General features: G+C 54.1%; 8 protein-coding genes, 1 pseudogene and 1 riboswitch. Of the genes and pseudogenes, 5 read left to right on the plus strand and 4 right to left on the minus strand.

Features of this window, described 5'->3' with window-relative positions:
* Positions 1–14: 14 nt before the first annotated feature.
* Positions 15–989: an NAD(P)H-dependent flavin oxidoreductase gene (locus OCY70_RS07870; RefSeq protein ID WP_261944664.1), complete on the plus strand. Its 975-nt coding sequence runs from the start codon at positions 15–17 to the stop codon at positions 987–989.
* Positions 990–1,492: 503 nt separating this feature from the next.
* Here the strand turns inward: OCY70_RS07870 and OCY70_RS07875 are convergent.
* From OCY70_RS07875 to OCY70_RS07885, 3 genes are all read right to left on the minus strand, one after another.
* Positions 1,493–2,683, minus strand: coding sequence for an IS4 family transposase (locus tag OCY70_RS07875; RefSeq protein WP_261944552.1), 1,191 nt, complete (start codon positions 2,681–2,683; stop codon positions 1,493–1,495).
* 401 nt (positions 2,684–3,084) lie between these two features.
* A complete protein-coding gene (locus OCY70_RS07880) occupies positions 3,085–4,431 on the minus strand; it encodes a lytic polysaccharide monooxygenase (RefSeq protein WP_261944663.1) in 1,347 nt (448 codons plus the stop codon).
* A gap of 377 nt (positions 4,432–4,808) precedes the next feature.
* Positions 4,809–6,287 (minus strand): aldehyde dehydrogenase family protein, encoded by a 1,479-nt coding sequence (locus OCY70_RS07885; RefSeq protein ID WP_261944662.1) that lies wholly within the window; start codon positions 6,285–6,287, stop codon positions 4,809–4,811.
* A 291-nt stretch (positions 6,288–6,578) separates the two neighbouring features.
* A riboswitch (glycine riboswitch) is annotated at positions 6,579–6,677 on the plus strand.
* Positions 6,678–6,826: 149 nt separating this feature from the next.
* Here OCY70_RS07885 and OCY70_RS07890 point away from each other — a divergent pair.
* On the plus strand, positions 6,827–8,167 hold the full coding sequence (locus OCY70_RS07890; RefSeq protein WP_213431232.1) for an alanine/glycine:cation symporter family protein: 1,341 nt from the start codon (positions 6,827–6,829) through the stop codon (positions 8,165–8,167).
* A gap of 417 nt (positions 8,168–8,584) precedes the next feature.
* Here the strand turns inward: OCY70_RS07890 and OCY70_RS07895 are convergent, their stop codons facing one another.
* Positions 8,585–9,790 (minus strand): IS4 family transposase, encoded by a 1,206-nt coding sequence (locus OCY70_RS07895; RefSeq protein WP_261944661.1) that lies wholly within the window; start codon positions 9,788–9,790, stop codon positions 8,585–8,587.
* Between the two features lie 786 nt (positions 9,791–10,576).
* Here OCY70_RS07895 and OCY70_RS07900 point away from each other — a divergent pair.
* The 3 genes and pseudogenes from OCY70_RS07900 (at position 10,577) to OCY70_RS07915 (ending at position 16,743) form a co-directional block, all read left to right on the plus strand.
* A pseudogene (locus OCY70_RS07900) lies at positions 10,577–12,867 on the plus strand (GH39 family glycosyl hydrolase).
* A 287-nt stretch (positions 12,868–13,154) separates the two neighbouring features.
* Complete coding sequence (locus OCY70_RS07910; RefSeq protein ID WP_213430753.1) at positions 13,155–14,450, plus strand: MFS transporter; 1,296 nt, start codon at positions 13,155–13,157, stop codon at positions 14,448–14,450.
* Positions 14,443–16,743 (plus strand): beta-glucosidase family protein, encoded by a 2,301-nt coding sequence (locus OCY70_RS07915; protein ID WP_213430752.1) that lies wholly within the window; start codon positions 14,443–14,445, stop codon positions 16,741–16,743. The genes OCY70_RS07910 and OCY70_RS07915 overlap by 8 nt, the downstream gene beginning before the upstream one ends.
* The last annotated feature ends 6 nt before the right edge of the window (positions 16,744–16,749 follow it).

Below are 16,749 nucleotides of genomic sequence, written 5' to 3' on the forward strand. Positions count from 1 at the left end.
GGATGAGGAAGATCATGTCGCAACAGCAACTCGCACGGCTAAAAGAGCGGCTAACAGTGCCTGTTATTGCCGCTCCTATGTTTCTGGTGTCAAGCCCGGAAATGGTTATTGAAGGCTGCAAAGCCGGTATTATCGGGTCGTTCCCTCTGCTGAACGCCCGTACGACCGAAATTTTGGGAGAATGGATGGAGCGGATTACGCAAGAGCTGGCCGCAGCCCAGCAACAAGAGAGAGCACAGCCGGTTGCTCCCTGGGCAGTAAATCTGATCGTGCACCGTTCGAACAAGCGCTACGAAGCGGATCTCGAGATGATCAAGAAGTTCCAGCCGCCGATTGTGATTACATCGCTGGGGAATCCGCAAGCGGTTGTCGATATCGTGCATGAATATGGAGGGCTTGTATTTTCCGACGTTATCCATCTGACTCATGCGAGAAAAGCAGCCAAAACGGGCATTGATGGCCTGATTCTCGTGTGCAACGGCGCCGGCGGGCATGCGGGAACGCTCAACCCGGTTGCTTTTCTGAGCGCGGTGCAAGAATTCTGGAACGGGATTACGATTGTCGCGGGCTGCATCTCCCGCGGGCAGGATATCGTAGCGATGGAGGTGCTCGGCGCCGATATGGTCTATATGGGGACGCGCTTTATCGCGACGGACGAAAGCTTTGCAAGCAAGGCTTATCGAAGCATGCTCATGGCATCGGGTGCGGAAGATTTGATTTACACGGATGCTTTTAGCGGCGTACACGGCAATTATCTCGTTCCCAGCATTCGCAAGGCAGGGCTTGATCCGGACCAATTGCAGAAGAAGGAGACGATGGACTTCTCTTTTGCGGAAGTCAGCGAAGCAAAGGCCTGGAAAGATATTTGGTCGGCCGGACAAGGCGTGGGGGCGATCAAGCGGACGGCGCCGATTACCGACGTTGTCGCCGAGCTGCGGGAGGAGTATGAGCGCACCTACGCTTCTCTCGTCTCCGCTCGCAAGGGCTGACACACAGGCCAAGCGATGCTGGCCGCGAATGTATTGGCAGGCGGAAAAGGGGCGATCAGCCCCTTTTCTATCGTTCCGGGCTTCCGGCTTATTGGAGATACAGCTCTTGAAATTCCTCCTTGGTCATGCCGAAATAGAACTCGTCATCATATTGCCTGTCCGTATAAATCATCTTTCTCAATTAGGGCAAAGGAGAGGGTGTCTTACAGGCACTGCAAAATGATGGAGATGACGAGGTAACAGGGAATGCGGATGCGGGAAAAACGGCGGCTCGCAAACCGGTGGAAGATGGATGAAGCAATGAAATGCTGCGTGGATGCATCAATTTCTGCTCTATAAGCACTAGCGTTGCATCGAGCGGTTAGTTCATAATCTAATTTCAATTAACATCAATATATGATATATATTTACATTTGCGATGTCCGCGCTAAGTCTAAAAAAGTCGAGCTGGAAACAGACCCTACGCGTTATCCATTATATGTAAAAATCGTTTTCGTTTGTCATTACGTCACAATCAGTCTCGGTTTCATCGACTTTGTTGCCTTTTTCGGACGTCTCCCATTTCGCTTTGGTCGACCTCTAGATGTTCGAGTCGGCTTGCGGTTGAGTGCAGCGATCAAATTTTCCCATGGTTTTTCCGCATAGATGCGAATCAACTGGAGGAGGTCCCATGTCGACTTTTTACAGTCCAGTGTTAATTTAATCAGCAAACAGAGAGCATACGCGATTAAAGCAATATACATTTGGTTCCAAATCGCTTCGGCCGTATAACCGTGGGGTTTTACCAATCGAATATGCTGCTTGACCCATTTAAAAAACAACTCAATATGCCAGCGATTTCGATAAATCTCGGCAATTTGATGTGCGGATAAGTCAAATCGATTCGTTACAATTCGATAGGTACGCCCTTGGTCATCCTTAAACTCAATCAAACGCAGAACCGCTGGCAGCTCCGGCATCGTCACATCAGCATCAAGGATAAACCCATTCTGCCTTTTGGGGAGGTCTCTTTTTCTGATGATCGTTAACCGGCTCTTTTGCTTGACGCGGCAAACAAATTTAATCTTATCCTCTACCCATTTCTGAAAATGGTCGTATACCTGGTATCCTCGGTCCATCACGTAGGTCGCATCTTTATCCACTGTAAATTCCAACACGACTTCATGATCGGCTACATCTTTGGTTGAAGCGACGATCTTGTCTGGATACATCGTTTTGGAGTCCGCAACGACCAAGGAGGTGTGCATCTTCACGCCATGGCTACTTTTGGAACAATAGGACCATTTCGCGAGAATGGGAGGTAGTGTAATTCCCGATGAATCGATTAGCTTGAGTTTCCCAATACCAGGCGTAATGCCGCGTTTCCCTTTTGTAAGTTGCTTGATTCGATCAATGAGCGAGAAAAAGAGCGTCTGAAGATACTCCATAGGCAGCCGTTTCAGCTTCCGCGATAGTTGAGAAGCGCTTATGCTCTTGAGACCCAGAAGATCTTGAAATTCAGGATTAGCCGCTACATGCTCTGACATGACTTTGTATGAGTCTCGTTGCTGAAGCTGTGCCTCTACAAATAAGAGTGTCGAAGAGCCGACAAACAGCTTTTGGGCCCGGTAATCCAATGACTCGTGTCGAGTAGAATGGACATGTAACCATTTTAGGCATTGACAAATGACGTTATGATTCGGTACGTTATCCATAAGAAATCTCCTTTGTTGAGGCGTTTTATGGATAACGTTAGGGTAACTCAACAATAGGAGATTTCTTTATTTTTGTCCATGAATATAGTTCAATAAGTTACAAATATAGAGACTTATGGGATAGAAATTTTCGTAAAAAGATTGATGCAACGCTAGTGCTCTATAAGCCGCTATTTGATGTAATTCCTGCAAAAGTACATGATGTTCATCGATTTTTGTATTTTGTCGATTGAATAGTCAGAAATTGATGCCATTTTGCAGGATTCCCTGTAACGGAGTACACGTCATAAAGGAAAAGTGTAGTTTTGCAGTTTTTCGGCGAGTCGAGCTTTGAGAATCAGGGGGGCTGTCTCACTGTAGTGAAATACTACTTCCGGGACACCCCCGTTCACTGCTGCATACTATTTCAAGAGCCACAGGGCAGGGACATTCGGCGGCTCCCAGCCGACTTGCGAGGTATGCGCGACCCGCGCCTCGTACGTCTTGCCATTGTATGTCACAAGCGCGCCGGCCGCATACGAGGTGTTCGGAGCCCAAGGCGTCGCCACAGGGGCAGGCGCTGTCGTTACCTTCAATGCGCTGCTGGACGGGGATACATTGCCGGAAGCATCAAACGCCACGACCGTAAACGTATTGGAGGTCTCCGGCTGCAGAGCGGAGACGGTGTAGCTCAATCCGCTCGTCGTCCCCGCCAATGCCGAACCATTATAAATGCGGTACCCGGCAACGCCGACATTGTCCGTGGATGCGCTCCAGGTCAAGGTCACGCTCGACGAGGTGATGGCGGAAGCGGTCACGGATGATTGCGCAGAGGGAGGTTCCGTATCGGGCTGCGGGGCCAGGGTGGTGAAGGTGACGACATTGCTGTTGGCCGATTGATTGCCGGCAGTATCGACTGCCCGGACCGAATACGAATAGGAGGTGCTCGGCGTCAAGCCCGTAAGCGTATAGGTTAACGTCGTTCCGTTCGTGGAAGCCGCCAGCGTGGAGCCTCGATAAATCTTATAGCCCGCGACGCCGACGTTATCGGTCGAAGCATCCCATGTCAACACGGCGCTCGTTGGCGTAACGTTCGATACGGCCAGGTTCGCCGGCGCGCTCGGAGGCGTCGGATCGACCGGGGAACCGCCCCCGAAGTCCACATCGATGACATTGTAGAACGCATTCGCCGTATCCGCGATTTCCCATACCGCCAAAATGACCTGATAGCCGGTGCGGCTCGGGACGTCGCACGTATCCGAATAGGAATGAGGCGGCTGCTTGCCTTTGTAATCGACGTTGCAGAACGGGGTCAGGTCGAAGGAAGCGCGGGTGAGCGGCTCATCCGGATTCCAGTTCTGCTTCGTGATGTAGTACTTCCAGCTTGTGGTCGCATGATTGGCTTCAATGGTCCAATGGAACGTCGTCGTTCCCGGCGTAATGCTGACCTTGCTCCAGCGGGTGGCCGATTGCTGATCCAGTTCCGGGAAAGCGCCGTCGGCGCTTGCGATCTTGCCGTCGGCCGGACCGGCGGCAGGGAAGCCCTTGTGCGCTTCCAGGCTTTGCGGTTCGTAGATGATGAACCCGCATTTTTTGTTGACGCCCTTGGCGCACAGGTCTGCGCGGCTGCTTGGGGAATCAATATAGCCGTGGGCAAGCGCCTTGCCGGAGAAGACGAGCATGACGAACAGGAAGGCGAGCGCCATGCCGCCGGCAAGCAGCCATCTCCGGAACAATGGATGAGGTACACAACGATTTGCCAACTTCATTTTCCTCCTTGCGATTGGAATGGATGTGTATAAGAACTCAAGCTGAGCTTATACCGAATGAGGGGCAATAGGCCGCGGTACGTGCAGCGAGAAATGCGCTTTAACTTCGCGGCCCGCGCATGAAGATCCGGGTATGCGGATTTGATATGTATATTTATTCATGGGGTTTGGCTCTTATTAACAGAAAATAGAAAAATTATTATGGAAGGGCTGTCGAACAAGGGCCGGGAACTGGTTTGAGCGAACGGCAAAAAGACGCCAAGCCGCGCGCGGCTTGGCGTCTTGCCGAATCCCGGGTTCGCGCGATTACGTTCCGGATGCGGCCTGAGCCGTCCGCCGTAATCCTGGTCCCCGCAGTCCCATTTCCAGTCCCAGTTCTATTTCAGGTTCACCCAGACGGTCTTCACTTCGGTATAGTTGTCAATCGCATAGGAGCCCATCTCGCGCCCCAGGCCCGATTGCTTGTAGCCGCCGAACGGAGCGGCCGCATCGAAGACGTTATAGCAGTTCACCCAGACGGTGCCGGCTTGCAATTTGTTCGCCAGATAATGGGCTTGCTTCAGATTTTGCGTCCAGACTCCCGCAGCCAAGCCGTAATCGGATTGGTTGGCCTGCTCGATCAAGTCGTCGAGCGTATCATACGGCATCGCAGCCACGACCGGCCCGAAGATCTCTTCGCGGGCGATCGTCATCTGCGGATCGACATGCGCGAATATGGTCGGCTCGACGAAGTAGCCCTGATCGGCAGGCACTTTCCCGCCCGTAACGAGCTCCGCACCAGCCGCTTTCCCCGCCTCGATATAGCGCTTCACGATGTCATGCTGCTCGGACGAGACGAGCGGACCCATCTCCGTATCCGGATCGAGGCCGCTGCCCACCCGGATCCGCTTCGCCTCCGACGCCAGGTCGGCCACGACGTTATCATACAATTTCTTCTGCACATAGAGACGCGAGCCTGCCGAGCACACCTGTCCCTGATTGAAGGTGATGCCCCGCAGCGCGCCGGGCACCGCCCGGGACAGATCGGCATCCGGGAGGATGATGTTCGGCGATTTGCCGCCGAGCACAAGCGTTACTTTTTTGACGGTGTCCGCAGCTTCGCGCATGATCGATTTCCCGACCACCGTCGAGCCGGTGAAGGCGATCTTGTCGACCTGCGGGTGCCGGACGAGCGGCGCGCCGGCCGTCTCGCCGAAGCCCGGAATCACGTTGATGACGCCATGCGGGAACCCGGCTTCCTGGGTTAGCTGAGCCAGGTAGAGGGCGGACAGCGGCGTCTGCTCCGCCGGCTTCAGGACGACGGTGCAGCCGGTGGCGAGGGCGGCGCCGAGCTTCCAGGCCGCCATCAGCAGCGGGAAGTTCCACGGGATGATCTGGCCGACGACCCCGACCGGTTCATGTCTCGTATAGGTAAGGAAGTTGCCTGCCGTAGGAATGGTTTGTCCGACGATTTTTGTGGCCCAGCCGGCATAATAACGGAAATGCTCGATCGTGAGCGGAAGATCGGCCGCCTTTGTTTCCCGCAGCGGCTTGCCGTTATCCAGCGTCTCCAGCTCGGCCAGCTCTTGCTTGTTCGCTTCGATAAGATCGGCCAGCTTGTAGATGAGCCGGCTGCGATCCGCGGCGCTCATGGCGGACCATTTTCCATGATCGAATGCCTGGCGCGCCGCCTTGACCGCGCGGTCCACATCCTCCTCCCGCGCTTCCGCCACGACCGCGAGCACTTGCCCCGTGGCCGGATTGATCGACGAGAAGACGTTGTTCTGGACGGATTCGACCCACTCGCCATTGATGAACAGCTTCTTCGTGCCCTGCAAAAATGCTTCAACCTTAGGACTGATATGGAATTGTGACAAGCATAATCACTCCTTTGTGAGAATATTCATTGACAATGATTACAGGCTCTCACATGATATGTATTCTCCAGGAGGACGAATCATGCCCGTTGTGAGCGGGAGAAAGCGGGACTGGTTCATTTTCCCATATAAAAGATCCTTGCGGAACCCGAGATGGTTCTCTATAATAGATAAACAACTTCATAACTGGATGAAGTATACGGGAGACAGGATTAAGCCTGGCCGAAGGGGCAAAGCTCTCAGGCGCTTGTTATCGTTCGTAACCGAATTGGATGAAGCAGGACCGTATACGGACAGGACTCTGGAGAGACTCCATCGCGGAGCACCGAAGGGGCAATACGTGGCAGGACACACGTTAAAACTCTCAGGTAAAAGGACAGGGATTGCAGATGTCAGGCATCTTTATGTTGGTATTGTGATTGCATTCACATATCGTTCTTTTTGCTGTTCTGCAAAAAATGTCCCCGGAGTCAAATCTATCGATTTGGCTCTTTTTTATGTCTTCGGACATTGATTTCAAGATGAAGAGGGGAATTGTAATGCATGGGTTGGAAGTATGGCTGGATCGGGTGAATCAATTTGTATGGGGGCCGCCGCTCTTAATCTTATTGGTGGGAACGGGGATCTTCTTGACGATTCGGCTCGGGCTGCTGCAGGTGCTTCGTCTGCCGCTGGCGCTCAAGCTCATATTTACGGCGAAAAATGAAGGCCAAGGCGACGTCACGAGCTTCGGCGCGCTGGCTACCGCCCTGGCGGCCACGATCGGAACGGGGAATATCGTCGGCGTCGCCACCGCGATTCAGATGGGCGGGCCGGGCGCGCTGTTTTGGATGTGGCTGGCCGCGTTTTTTGGCATGGCGACGAAGTATGCGGAAGGCTTGTTGGCCGTGAAATTCCGGAAAATCGACGAGAACGGGCAAGTGTCGGGCGGCCCGATGTATTATATCGAACAAGGGTTGGGGGCGAAGTTCAAGCCGCTCGCGATCTATTTCTCCATAAGCGGGGTATTGGTCGCTCTGTTCGGCATCGGCACTCTTCCCCAGGTGAACGCTATCGTGTCTTCCAGCCAGTCGGGCCTGGGGCTTCCCGTGGCGGTTACCGCGGGAGTGGTGACCCTCGCGATCGCTCTGGTGACGATTGGCGGTCTCAAGAGCATTGTCAGGGTGACCACCAAAGTCGTGCCCGCGATGGCTATCATTTATATCGCGGCATGCTTTATCGTTCTCGCAGCATTCGCCGACAAGATTCCATCCGCGCTGTCGCTTGTCTTCCACAGCGCCTTCAACCCGGCGGCGGCCGGAGGCGGCTTCCTCGGCGCGACCGTCATGATGGCGATTCGCAGCGGCATCGCGAGAGGGGTGTTCTCGAATGAATCCGGTCTCGGCAGCGCTCCGATCGCGGCGGCGGCGGCCAAGGTGAAATGGCCCGCGGAACAGGGGCTTGTCTCGATGACCGGGACGTTCATTGATACGATTATTGTCTGTACGCTGACCGGCCTGACGCTTATCGTGACCGGCACATGGAACGGCGCGGCGGAAGGCGCGGCGATGACGCAGGCGGCGTTCGATGCCGCGATGCCGTTCGGTTCCATCGTTCTCATGTTATGTCTTATTTTATTTGCTTTTACGACGATTCTGGGGTGGAATTATTACGGCGAGCGCTGCATTGTCTATTTATTCGGCGTGCGGGCGATCTTGCCTTACCGCATCGTGTTCATCGTGATGGTCGCAGCAGGCGCGTTCATCAAGCTGCAGGCGATCTATTTCCTCTCGGATATCGTGAACGGGCTGATGGCGCTGCCGAATCTGGTCGCTCTGTTGGGGCTGTCCGGCGTGGTCGTGGCAGAAACCCGACTTTACTTGCGGCATATGAAGCAGTGAGGAGCTTAAGCGCAGGCAATGCCCGGGAATAGCAAGACTGGCCGAACTTTGATGTTCGGCTTTTTTTGGTATTTGGAGGGCGGGGCGGGAGAGGGCAGGTTAAGGCAAGGATGGGCAGGGACAAGGCAGGACAAGGCAGGACAAGGCAGGACAAGTTAAGGCATGGCAGGTCACATGAAAATCCTGCACAGGCGCAGCATTTGGAGACCCAAGAGGCGATATTCCGAGAAAATCCTGCAAAACAGCACTAGCGTTGCATAGAACCTGACATGAAGAAGACTTTAAACTCCAGATACGGAACTAATAATCATTATTTATATATATTTACAGTTTCTTTTTTCCTAGCAAAGCCAAAAGTCGATCTCCTACTAAACCATAGGAACATGTTACCATCAAATGTTAATATGCCATTATTACCTATTTAATCACCACTTTAACGGTCTTACATTGCTTTGGGTGTTTTCGTGGTCGACCACCCTTTCGTTTCTTCCGCCTGCCCTTCGAGTGCTTGGTTGGTTTGCGGTGCAGTGCCATCAAAAATTGATGCCACGTTTTATTCATATAGACCCGAAGCAGCTTTAGAAATGACCATAGCGTTTGAGTGGTGTCAGCCTCCTTCCGGACCAACATGACTAAACCATATGCGATGAAGGCTAAAAAAATCTGGTTCCATACTGCCTCTGGATGGAAACTGTACAAATGGACTAAGCTCATATGTTGCTTCATCCATTTAAAGAATAATTCAATCATCCAGCGGCGCCGATAAATCTCGCAGATTTGGGCTGCGGACTTATCCCAGACATTCGTAAGCACACGGTACTGGCGGTTCTTCTCATCGGTATACTCCACTAACCGGAGCTGGGCTTCTATCACATGGCCTTCTTCATCCTTGTAGCTCACGATCACGTCAGCATCACGCACCACAGGCGTCGTTTCATCGATCTCGTGCTCGCAGATGATCGCCGTCTTGTTGCTTTTCTTAATGCGTGCCACGAAGCGTAGATTATCATCCAGCCACTGCTTATAGTGACCATATGTGATGTACCCGCGATCCAAAACATGAATGGCATCTTTATCGATCACCAGATCCAAAGCCACTTCGCTGTCAGCAACGCCTCGTGTGGAACAAACAATGTTTTCGGGATAGACGGTATCCGGGTCGCAAACAGCAAGTTTGGTGTGGATCTTTACCCCGTTGCTGTGTTTGGAGCAGTAGGCCCATTTTCCAGCGACATCAGGGAGTGTAAGTACCGTTGAATCGACAATGCTCAGTTTCCCGATGCCGGGGATACCCTGCTTCGGATAAAGTTGTTGCAAACGTTGTGTCACTTGAATCCATAGCTGCTGCAACACCGGTAAAGGCAACGCTCTGAGTGTACGTACGAGTTGGGAAGCGCTAATGGATTTCAAGTGGATCGCCTGCTGCAGCTGTTCGTTCGCACGCAACGCGTTGCAGATATCTTCGAGGTCCGTGCGTTTATTCAATTGAGCATCAATGAGTAGTTTGATCGCTCTCACGAGTGTAAACTTTCGTCGATAATTGAAGATTGGGAATTCGTCGTCCGAGAGCTGAATCAAATTTAGGCATTTACAAATGACGGTCTGATCTGGTATATTACCCATGGTCTTTTCTCCTTTTGGTGAGGGAATGGGTAACATGCCTATCCTTCAACATTAGGAGATTTTTTTATGAGTTACCAGATATAATCGATCAATAAATTGAAGAAAAAGTAATTAATGAGAAATATATTTTTCATGTCAGGTTTGGTGCAAGGCTAGTGGCAAAACAGCATCATTTCGCCCGTTTTGAACTCTATCCGTGCCAAATCGCAGGTAATTCCTGTATTTTTGCAGCATTCCTTTTTTCACAAACTCGGGTCAATGAAATTACTGCATTCTTGCAGCATTGGTGGGGTCGAAGAACAGAGGGGGGAGAAAATGCGGCTTTGGTGAAGTGGATGGACAGAGGGGAAGGAGGTAATGCCGCATTGGTGAGCAGATGAACAGAGGGGGCAGATAATGCAGGAGTAGATAAACAGAGGGGACGGATTCCTAATGGATGGGCTGAGCTGATGACGGATGGGCGGAAGGAAATTCAGTTTGTTGTGAATCGAACAAAGGGACGGAGTAAATCCAGCTATGGTGGAGTGGATAAACAGAGTGGAGGGAGCAAACTTCAGCTATGATGGACCAGATGACGAGGTTGCGGGCGCGATCAAGTTTTTTGCTTTCAGCCCGGCTTCATATAAAATGTAGGTATATGGAGATACGCAATCGCTAGAAATCGTACTAATGGAGGATATCCCGGTGAGTCATCCGATTTATGAATTCGTGGAAACGGACGAGGCATTGCCCTTCGATGTGTCGCTGAACAGCGTGAACTACGTGCCGAATCACTGGCATAACAGCATGGAAATCATCTTCGTTCTGCGGGGCAACCTGGAAGCGACGGTCAATCAGCGGAAATATTCTTTGTCCGAAGGGGATGTGCTGCTGATCAATCAAGGCCATGTGCACGAGGTCATTGGGCTGGACGTCAATATCATTGCGACGTTTCTGATCCCGTTCAAGTATATGAAGGATAACGTGAACGGCGTCGAAGCCATCAATTTCGCCTGCTATTCGGGGGAGGCCAGCAAGGAGGAGAAGCTGGCGCTGGACCGCATACGCCAATGCTTGGCAGAGATGGTGCAGTTGAAGCATAAAAAGGGGGAGGGCTACGAGCTCGACATGCAGGCGCGCATGCTGAGCGTGTTTTCCATCCTCCTGAAGCAATTCAAGCGGCCCGCGATGGAAGGCGCAATGAATGAGAAGTATATGGACCGAATGCTGCGCATCATTACCTTTATCGACGAGCATTATCAGGAGCCGATCACGCTGCAGGCGATCGCCGAGCGCGAATATTTGTCGGTGCCGTATTTGTCCAAATTTTTCAGCGAGAACATCGGCCTGAACTTTCAGGCTTATCTGACCAGCATCCGCTTGAAAAATACCGTCGAGGATTTACTGCGGCATGCCGACGCGCCGATCGCGGACCTCGCCATGCATCACGGATTTCCGAATGCGAAATCTTTCTACGCCGCCTTCAAAGCAAAGTATCATATGACGCCCAACGAGTACCGCAGGCAGTACCGGCCGCCGACGGATCATAAGCAAAAGCCTTCGGCCAACTATTTGGCGTTCAATCAGTCCAGCGCGCTGGGCATCATCAATCAATATTTGCAGCGCAGCCAATCGCTTGGCTTAGCGGACGATATTCGCGAGGTGGAAGAGGCCGCCTATGACGTGGACCTGTCCGTCACCGGCGAACCGATCCGGCATACGTGGAAGCAGCTGATCACGATCGGCAAGGCCAAGGAAGGCTTGCATGCCGATGTTCAGGAGCAGCTCCGGCATGTTCAGCGGATATGCCCCTTCCGCTATTTGCGGTTCCACGGCATCTTCGACGATGAAATGATGGTATATGATGAGGACGAGGCGGGACAGCCCCGGTTTAATTTCCGGTTCGTGGACCAGTTGTTCGATTTCTTGCTCTCCGTCGGCCTGAAGCCGTTCGTGGAGCTGGGCTTCATGCCTTCCTTGCTGGCGGCCGACCCGGGCAAGAAGGTGTTCTACAAAGCAAGCTGCGTCAGCCCGCCGAAATCGATCGACCGCTGGTGGACCGCTTCCTTCGCCACTGCCTGAACCGTTACGGCGCGGAGGAAGTGGAGACCTGGAGGTTCGAATTCTGGAATGAGCCGGAGCTCCGGACGTTCTGGCCGGGAACGATGGCGGAATATATGGAGCTGTATTTGCGGACCTATCAGACCTTGAAGGGCGTATCGGAGCGGCTGCGAATCGGCGCGCCCGGGCGGATCATTACCATTCGTTCGCATCGGCTGAATGACGAATTTTTTGCTTTCTGCCGCAGCAATCAATGCTTGCCTGACTTCATCCCGCTTCATTTCTATCCGCATGACGATATCGAGGACATGCTGTACCCCGCCCCGCCGGATCCGCTGCCGCTGCAGCCGTACCGCCGAATTTTGGAGGAGTTCATCGGGATTTCCCCGAATCCGGATTTTTTGCGGGATATGCTGGCGCGCGAGATGGAACTGCTTGCCGAGCATGGGCTGTCCGATAAGGAATTGGTGCTCACGGAATGGAATTCGACCGCCTATCATCGGGAATTGACGAATGACACCGTGTATAAGGCGGCCTATCTCGCCAAAAACATTATCGACAATCTGGACCGCATCAGCGGCTTCGGCTACTGGGTGCTGAGCGACAATATCGAGGAGACCGCCGCTTCGGCCCATCTGTATCACGGAGGGCTCGGACTGATCGCCCAGCACGGCATTCCGAAGGCCGCGTTCGTGGCGTATGAGCTGCTGGCCAAGCTCGGAAATCGCCTTCTTGCCCGCGGGGAACGCTACATCGCGACGGCCGGCCGCGGAGGGTATCAGATCCTGACCTTCAATTATTGCCATTTCGACGACCTGTATGCGATGGGGGATACGTCCTTCATCAACGCCACGAACCGGTACAATGGGTTCAAGGATGAAAAAACGGTAAAAATGCAGCTTGAGTTAAAAGGAATCCGCCCCGGCAGGTACCGCTGGTCACGCATACGATCAGCCGCAAGCACGGGAGCAGCTATGACCGCTGGGTGGAGATGGGAGCGCCCGACCCGCTGTCTGCCGAGGATATCGCTTACCTGAAGGCGAATTCCGGTCCCCGGATGCATGTCCAATATGTCGATGTTGAAGACGGCAGGACCTATTTATCGGTATTGGAGCCTCACGGGGTGCAGTTGATGGAGCTGATCCCGGTGTACTGACAATTGGGTCACTTTTTAATCTCGGATCAAGCCGCCGTGAAAGCGTTTCTAAAAAAGACGTTAAAAATTACTACAGAAGACTATAAATAGCCGCCTGTCCCGGAACAGGGGCTTTTTTTTATAATAGATTTGCAAGCGTTTTCAACTCTCGCTTAGGAGGAAATTACGATGGCTGAACCAATGATAAAAGGGCAAGTCCGAACTCCGCTGGGCCGGTTGACGTTCGGCATCATCTTCGGCTATGGCTGCATGATGCTCGGACTGATGACTCCGGCAATGCTGCTGCTCACCTTCAAAATGATAGAGGTCGATCCGAACGGCTACACCGCTTCGTACGGCTTAGTCGCCGGCGTCGGCGCATTCTTCGCCCTGATCGGGAACCCGCTCGGGGGCGCGATCAGCGATCGGACGAACATCTCCTTCGGGCGAAGACGGACATGGATTTTCCTCGGCCCGCTGGTCGGATGCGCCGCGCTGCTGTGGGTGGGGATGGCCACGGAAATCTGGCAAATCCTGATCGGCTGGGCGGTGGCGCAGTTGTTCTTCAACTTCGGCATGGCGGCTTATACCGCGCTCATCCCGGATCAGGTCATGGAGGAGAGACAAGGAACGATATCCGGGATTGTCGGGCTCGTCCTGCCGGCGGCCGTATGCATCGGCATGGTGCTGATGATGCTGATGAATTCCGCTTCCTCGGACATGAAATGGCTGGTGATTGCGATCATCGGCATTACGGGTCCGATCGTCAGTTTATTTGTGATTCGCGACGGCAAGGTAGAGATCGTGAAGGCCGAACAGCAGAAGCTGTCGCTCGGCGAGAAAATCAGCAAAATCTATCCGAGCCCAAGAAGGTTCCCGGAATTCACCTGGGCCATCGTCTCGAAGTTCCTGCTGATGATGGGCTATTGCAGCACGCTGTACTTGACGGTCATGCTGGTGAACCGGATGGGCTTCACGGAGAGTCAAGCAACGAACAGCGTCGGCGCCTTGAACATTATTTGCCTGATCGCTTCGGCCGTGACAAGTATATTCGGCGGCGTATTGTCCGATAAATTCAAGAAGCAGAAGCCTTTCCTGTACGGCTCGGCGCTGATAATGGTGTTCGGCATTCTGTTGTATGCCTTTGTGCCTCAATATACGGCATACATTGTAGCGTCAGCCATCATCGGCCTGGGCTTCGGCTGCTTCAGCGCCGTCGACATGGCATTGGTCGCCCGGATTCTTCCGCGCAAGGAGGATGCGGCCAAAGACTTCGGCCTGATGAACGTAGCCAATGCGCTGCCGCAATCGATCGTGCCCGCGATCGCTCCGCTGCTGCTCGGAATCGGCGGCTGGCCGTTCTTCTATATCGCGTTGGCGCTCTGCGTCGTGCTGGGGATGGCTGCCGTCAAGCCATTGCCGGAAATCGGACAGACAACGAAAGACATCGCATTACCGCATACAGGAGGATTATCGCATGAGTAAACAGGTGAAAGACATCATCAAGCAAATGACGCTGGAAGAGAAAGCAAGTCTCTGCTCGGGACTGAATATGTGGCAGACCAAGGCGGTCGAGCGGCTGGGCATCCCGTCCATCGTCATGACGGACGGACCGCACGGGCTTCGCAAGCAAGCGAATCCGGCGGATATGTCGAGCAAGACCGTTCCGGCGACATGCTTTCCGAGCGGCGCCGGCCTCGCGTCTTCCTGGGATCGGCAGCTTATCGAGGAAGTGGGGGCTGCCCTCGGGGAAGAATGCCAGGCGGAGGACGTTCAGATCCTGCTCGGCCCCGCGGTGAACATAAAGCGTTCCCCGCTGTGCGGCCGCAATTTCGAATATTTCTCGGAGGATCCGTATCTGTCTTCGGAAATGGGCGCCCATCATGTGCGGGGCGTGCAAGGGCAGGGCGTCGGCACCTCGGTCAAGCACTTCGCGGCCAACAATCAGGAGACGCTGCGCAATTCCATCAATGCGGTCGTCGACGATCGGTCCTTGCATGAAATCTACCTGCGCAGCTTCGAAGGCCCAATTATGGACGGGAAGGCGTGGACCGTCATGTGCGCCTATAACCAGGTGAACGGGGAGTTCTGCTCCGAGAATTCGCGGCTCCTGACGGACGTGCTGAAGGAGAAGTGGAAGCATGAAGGCTTCGTCATGACCGACTGGGGCGCGATCAACGAACGGGTCAAGGGACTGAAGGCGGGGCTGGAGCTGGAAATGCCATATGCCGGACCGGAGCACGACCGGATGATCGCCGATGCGGTGCGAGCGGGCGAGCTGGATGAAGGTGTCCTGGATCAGGCGGTGGAGCGGCTGTTGACCGTTATTTTCCAAGCTCATGACCATAAGAAAGCAGGCCTCACCTACGACAAGGAAGCTCACCATGCCTTGGCGCGGCGGGCGGCGGCGGAATGCATGGTCTTGCTCAAAAACGACGGCGGCCTGCTCCCGCTGGATAAACAGCAATCCGTCACGGTTATCGGCGCCTTCGCGTCGCAGCCCCGCTATCAGGGCGGCGGCAGCTCGCATATTGTGCCGACGCGGATGGACACCGCGCTCGAGTTCATGAACTCGATGGCGGAAGGGGAGGTCGCCTTCGCTCCGGGCTACCGGCTGGAGGAGGACGCGATCGATGAAGATCTGATCGCGGAAGCGGCGGAGCTGGCCGCGGGCAAGGACGTCGCCGTTATTTTTGCCGGTCTGCCGGATGCCTTCGAATCGGAGGGGGTGGACCGGTCCCATCTCGATATGCCGGCGTCGCATTGCGTCTTAATCGAGGCTGTGGCGGCCGTGCAGCCGAATACGGTCGTCGTCCTGTCCAACGGATCGCCGGTGGCGATGCCGTGGCTGCCGAAGGTGAAGGCGGTGCTCGAAGGCTATTTGGGCGGGCAAGCGACGGGCAGCGCGGCGGCGGACGTGCTCTATGGACATGTCAATCCGAGCGGCAAGCTGGCGGAGACGTTCCCTGTCTCGCTGGAGCAGACGCCAGCCTATCTGAACTTCCCGGGCGGGAAAAAAGAAGTGTTTTACGGGGAAGGGATATTCGTCGGTTACCGCTACTATGAAGCGAAAAAAGAAACGCCGCTGTTCCCGTTCGGGCATGGACTCAGCTATACGACGTTCGCTTATGAACAGATTCGGATCGACAAGCCAAGCATGAAGGATACGGAGACGGCGACCGTGGCCGTTACGGTGCGCAACACGGGCAGCCGCGCAGGAAAGGAAGTCGTGCAGCTCTATGTGAAGCATGCCGGCAGCAGCGTGGTCAGACCGGTGAAGGAGCTGAAGGGCTTTGCCAAGATCAGCCTGGAACCCGGCGAAGCGGCAGAGGTGAGCTTCACCTTGGATAAACATTCCTTTGCCTATTTTAATACGGATATTCACGATTGGTTCGCGGAGAGCGGAACCTATGAGATTCTGGCCGGTCCTTCCTCGGCGGATACGCCGCTGACGGCAGCGATAGACGTGCATTCGACGGCTATTCCGTTTACGAAGGTGACCCGCAGCACGCGCTTCCATGAGCTGCTGGCGATTCCGGCCACGGCCGAGCTTGCCGAGCAAGCGATGAACGACAGCATGGAAAGCCTGAAGCAGATGGGGGCGATGTTCGCGGAGAGCATGGACGACAATGGTCTCGCGCAGTTGTTCGAAGCCGTCGTGCAATGGAAAAAATATGACGGGCTTCGCTCCTTGGCGGGCATGATGGGCAGCGGCATGACCGAAGCCGAGCTGGAGAAGCTGATTGAGCGGCTGAATGATGCACTGGGACTGAACTAAAGAGAT

It is taken from the genome of Paenibacillus melissococcoides, assembly GCA_944800085.1.
Classification (GTDB): domain Bacteria; phylum Bacillota; class Bacilli; order Paenibacillales; family Paenibacillaceae; genus Paenibacillus_B; species Paenibacillus_B melissococcoides.

Bases quoted from the DNA above. Each gene is read 5' to 3' on its own strand.
- OCY70_RS07870 (WP_261944664.1), top strand. From the start codon at position 15: ATGTCGCAACAGCAACTCGCACGGCTAAAAGAGCGGCTAACAGTGCCT.
- OCY70_RS07875 (WP_261944552.1), bottom strand. From the start codon at position 2,683: ATGGATAACGTACCGAATCATAACGTCATTTGTCAATGCCTAAAATGG.
- OCY70_RS07880 (WP_261944663.1), bottom strand. From the start codon at position 4,431: ATGAAGTTGGCAAATCGTTGTGTACCTCATCCATTGTTCCGGAGATGG.
- OCY70_RS07890 (WP_213431232.1), top strand. From the start codon at position 6,827: ATGCATGGGTTGGAAGTATGGCTGGATCGGGTGAATCAATTTGTATGG.
- OCY70_RS07895 (WP_261944661.1), bottom strand. From the start codon at position 9,790: ATGGGTAATATACCAGATCAGACCGTCATTTGTAAATGCCTAAATTTG.
- OCY70_RS07910 (WP_213430753.1), top strand. From the start codon at position 13,155: ATGGCTGAACCAATGATAAAAGGGCAAGTCCGAACTCCGCTGGGCCGG.
- OCY70_RS07915 (WP_213430752.1), top strand. From the start codon at position 14,443: ATGAGTAAACAGGTGAAAGACATCATCAAGCAAATGACGCTGGAAGAG.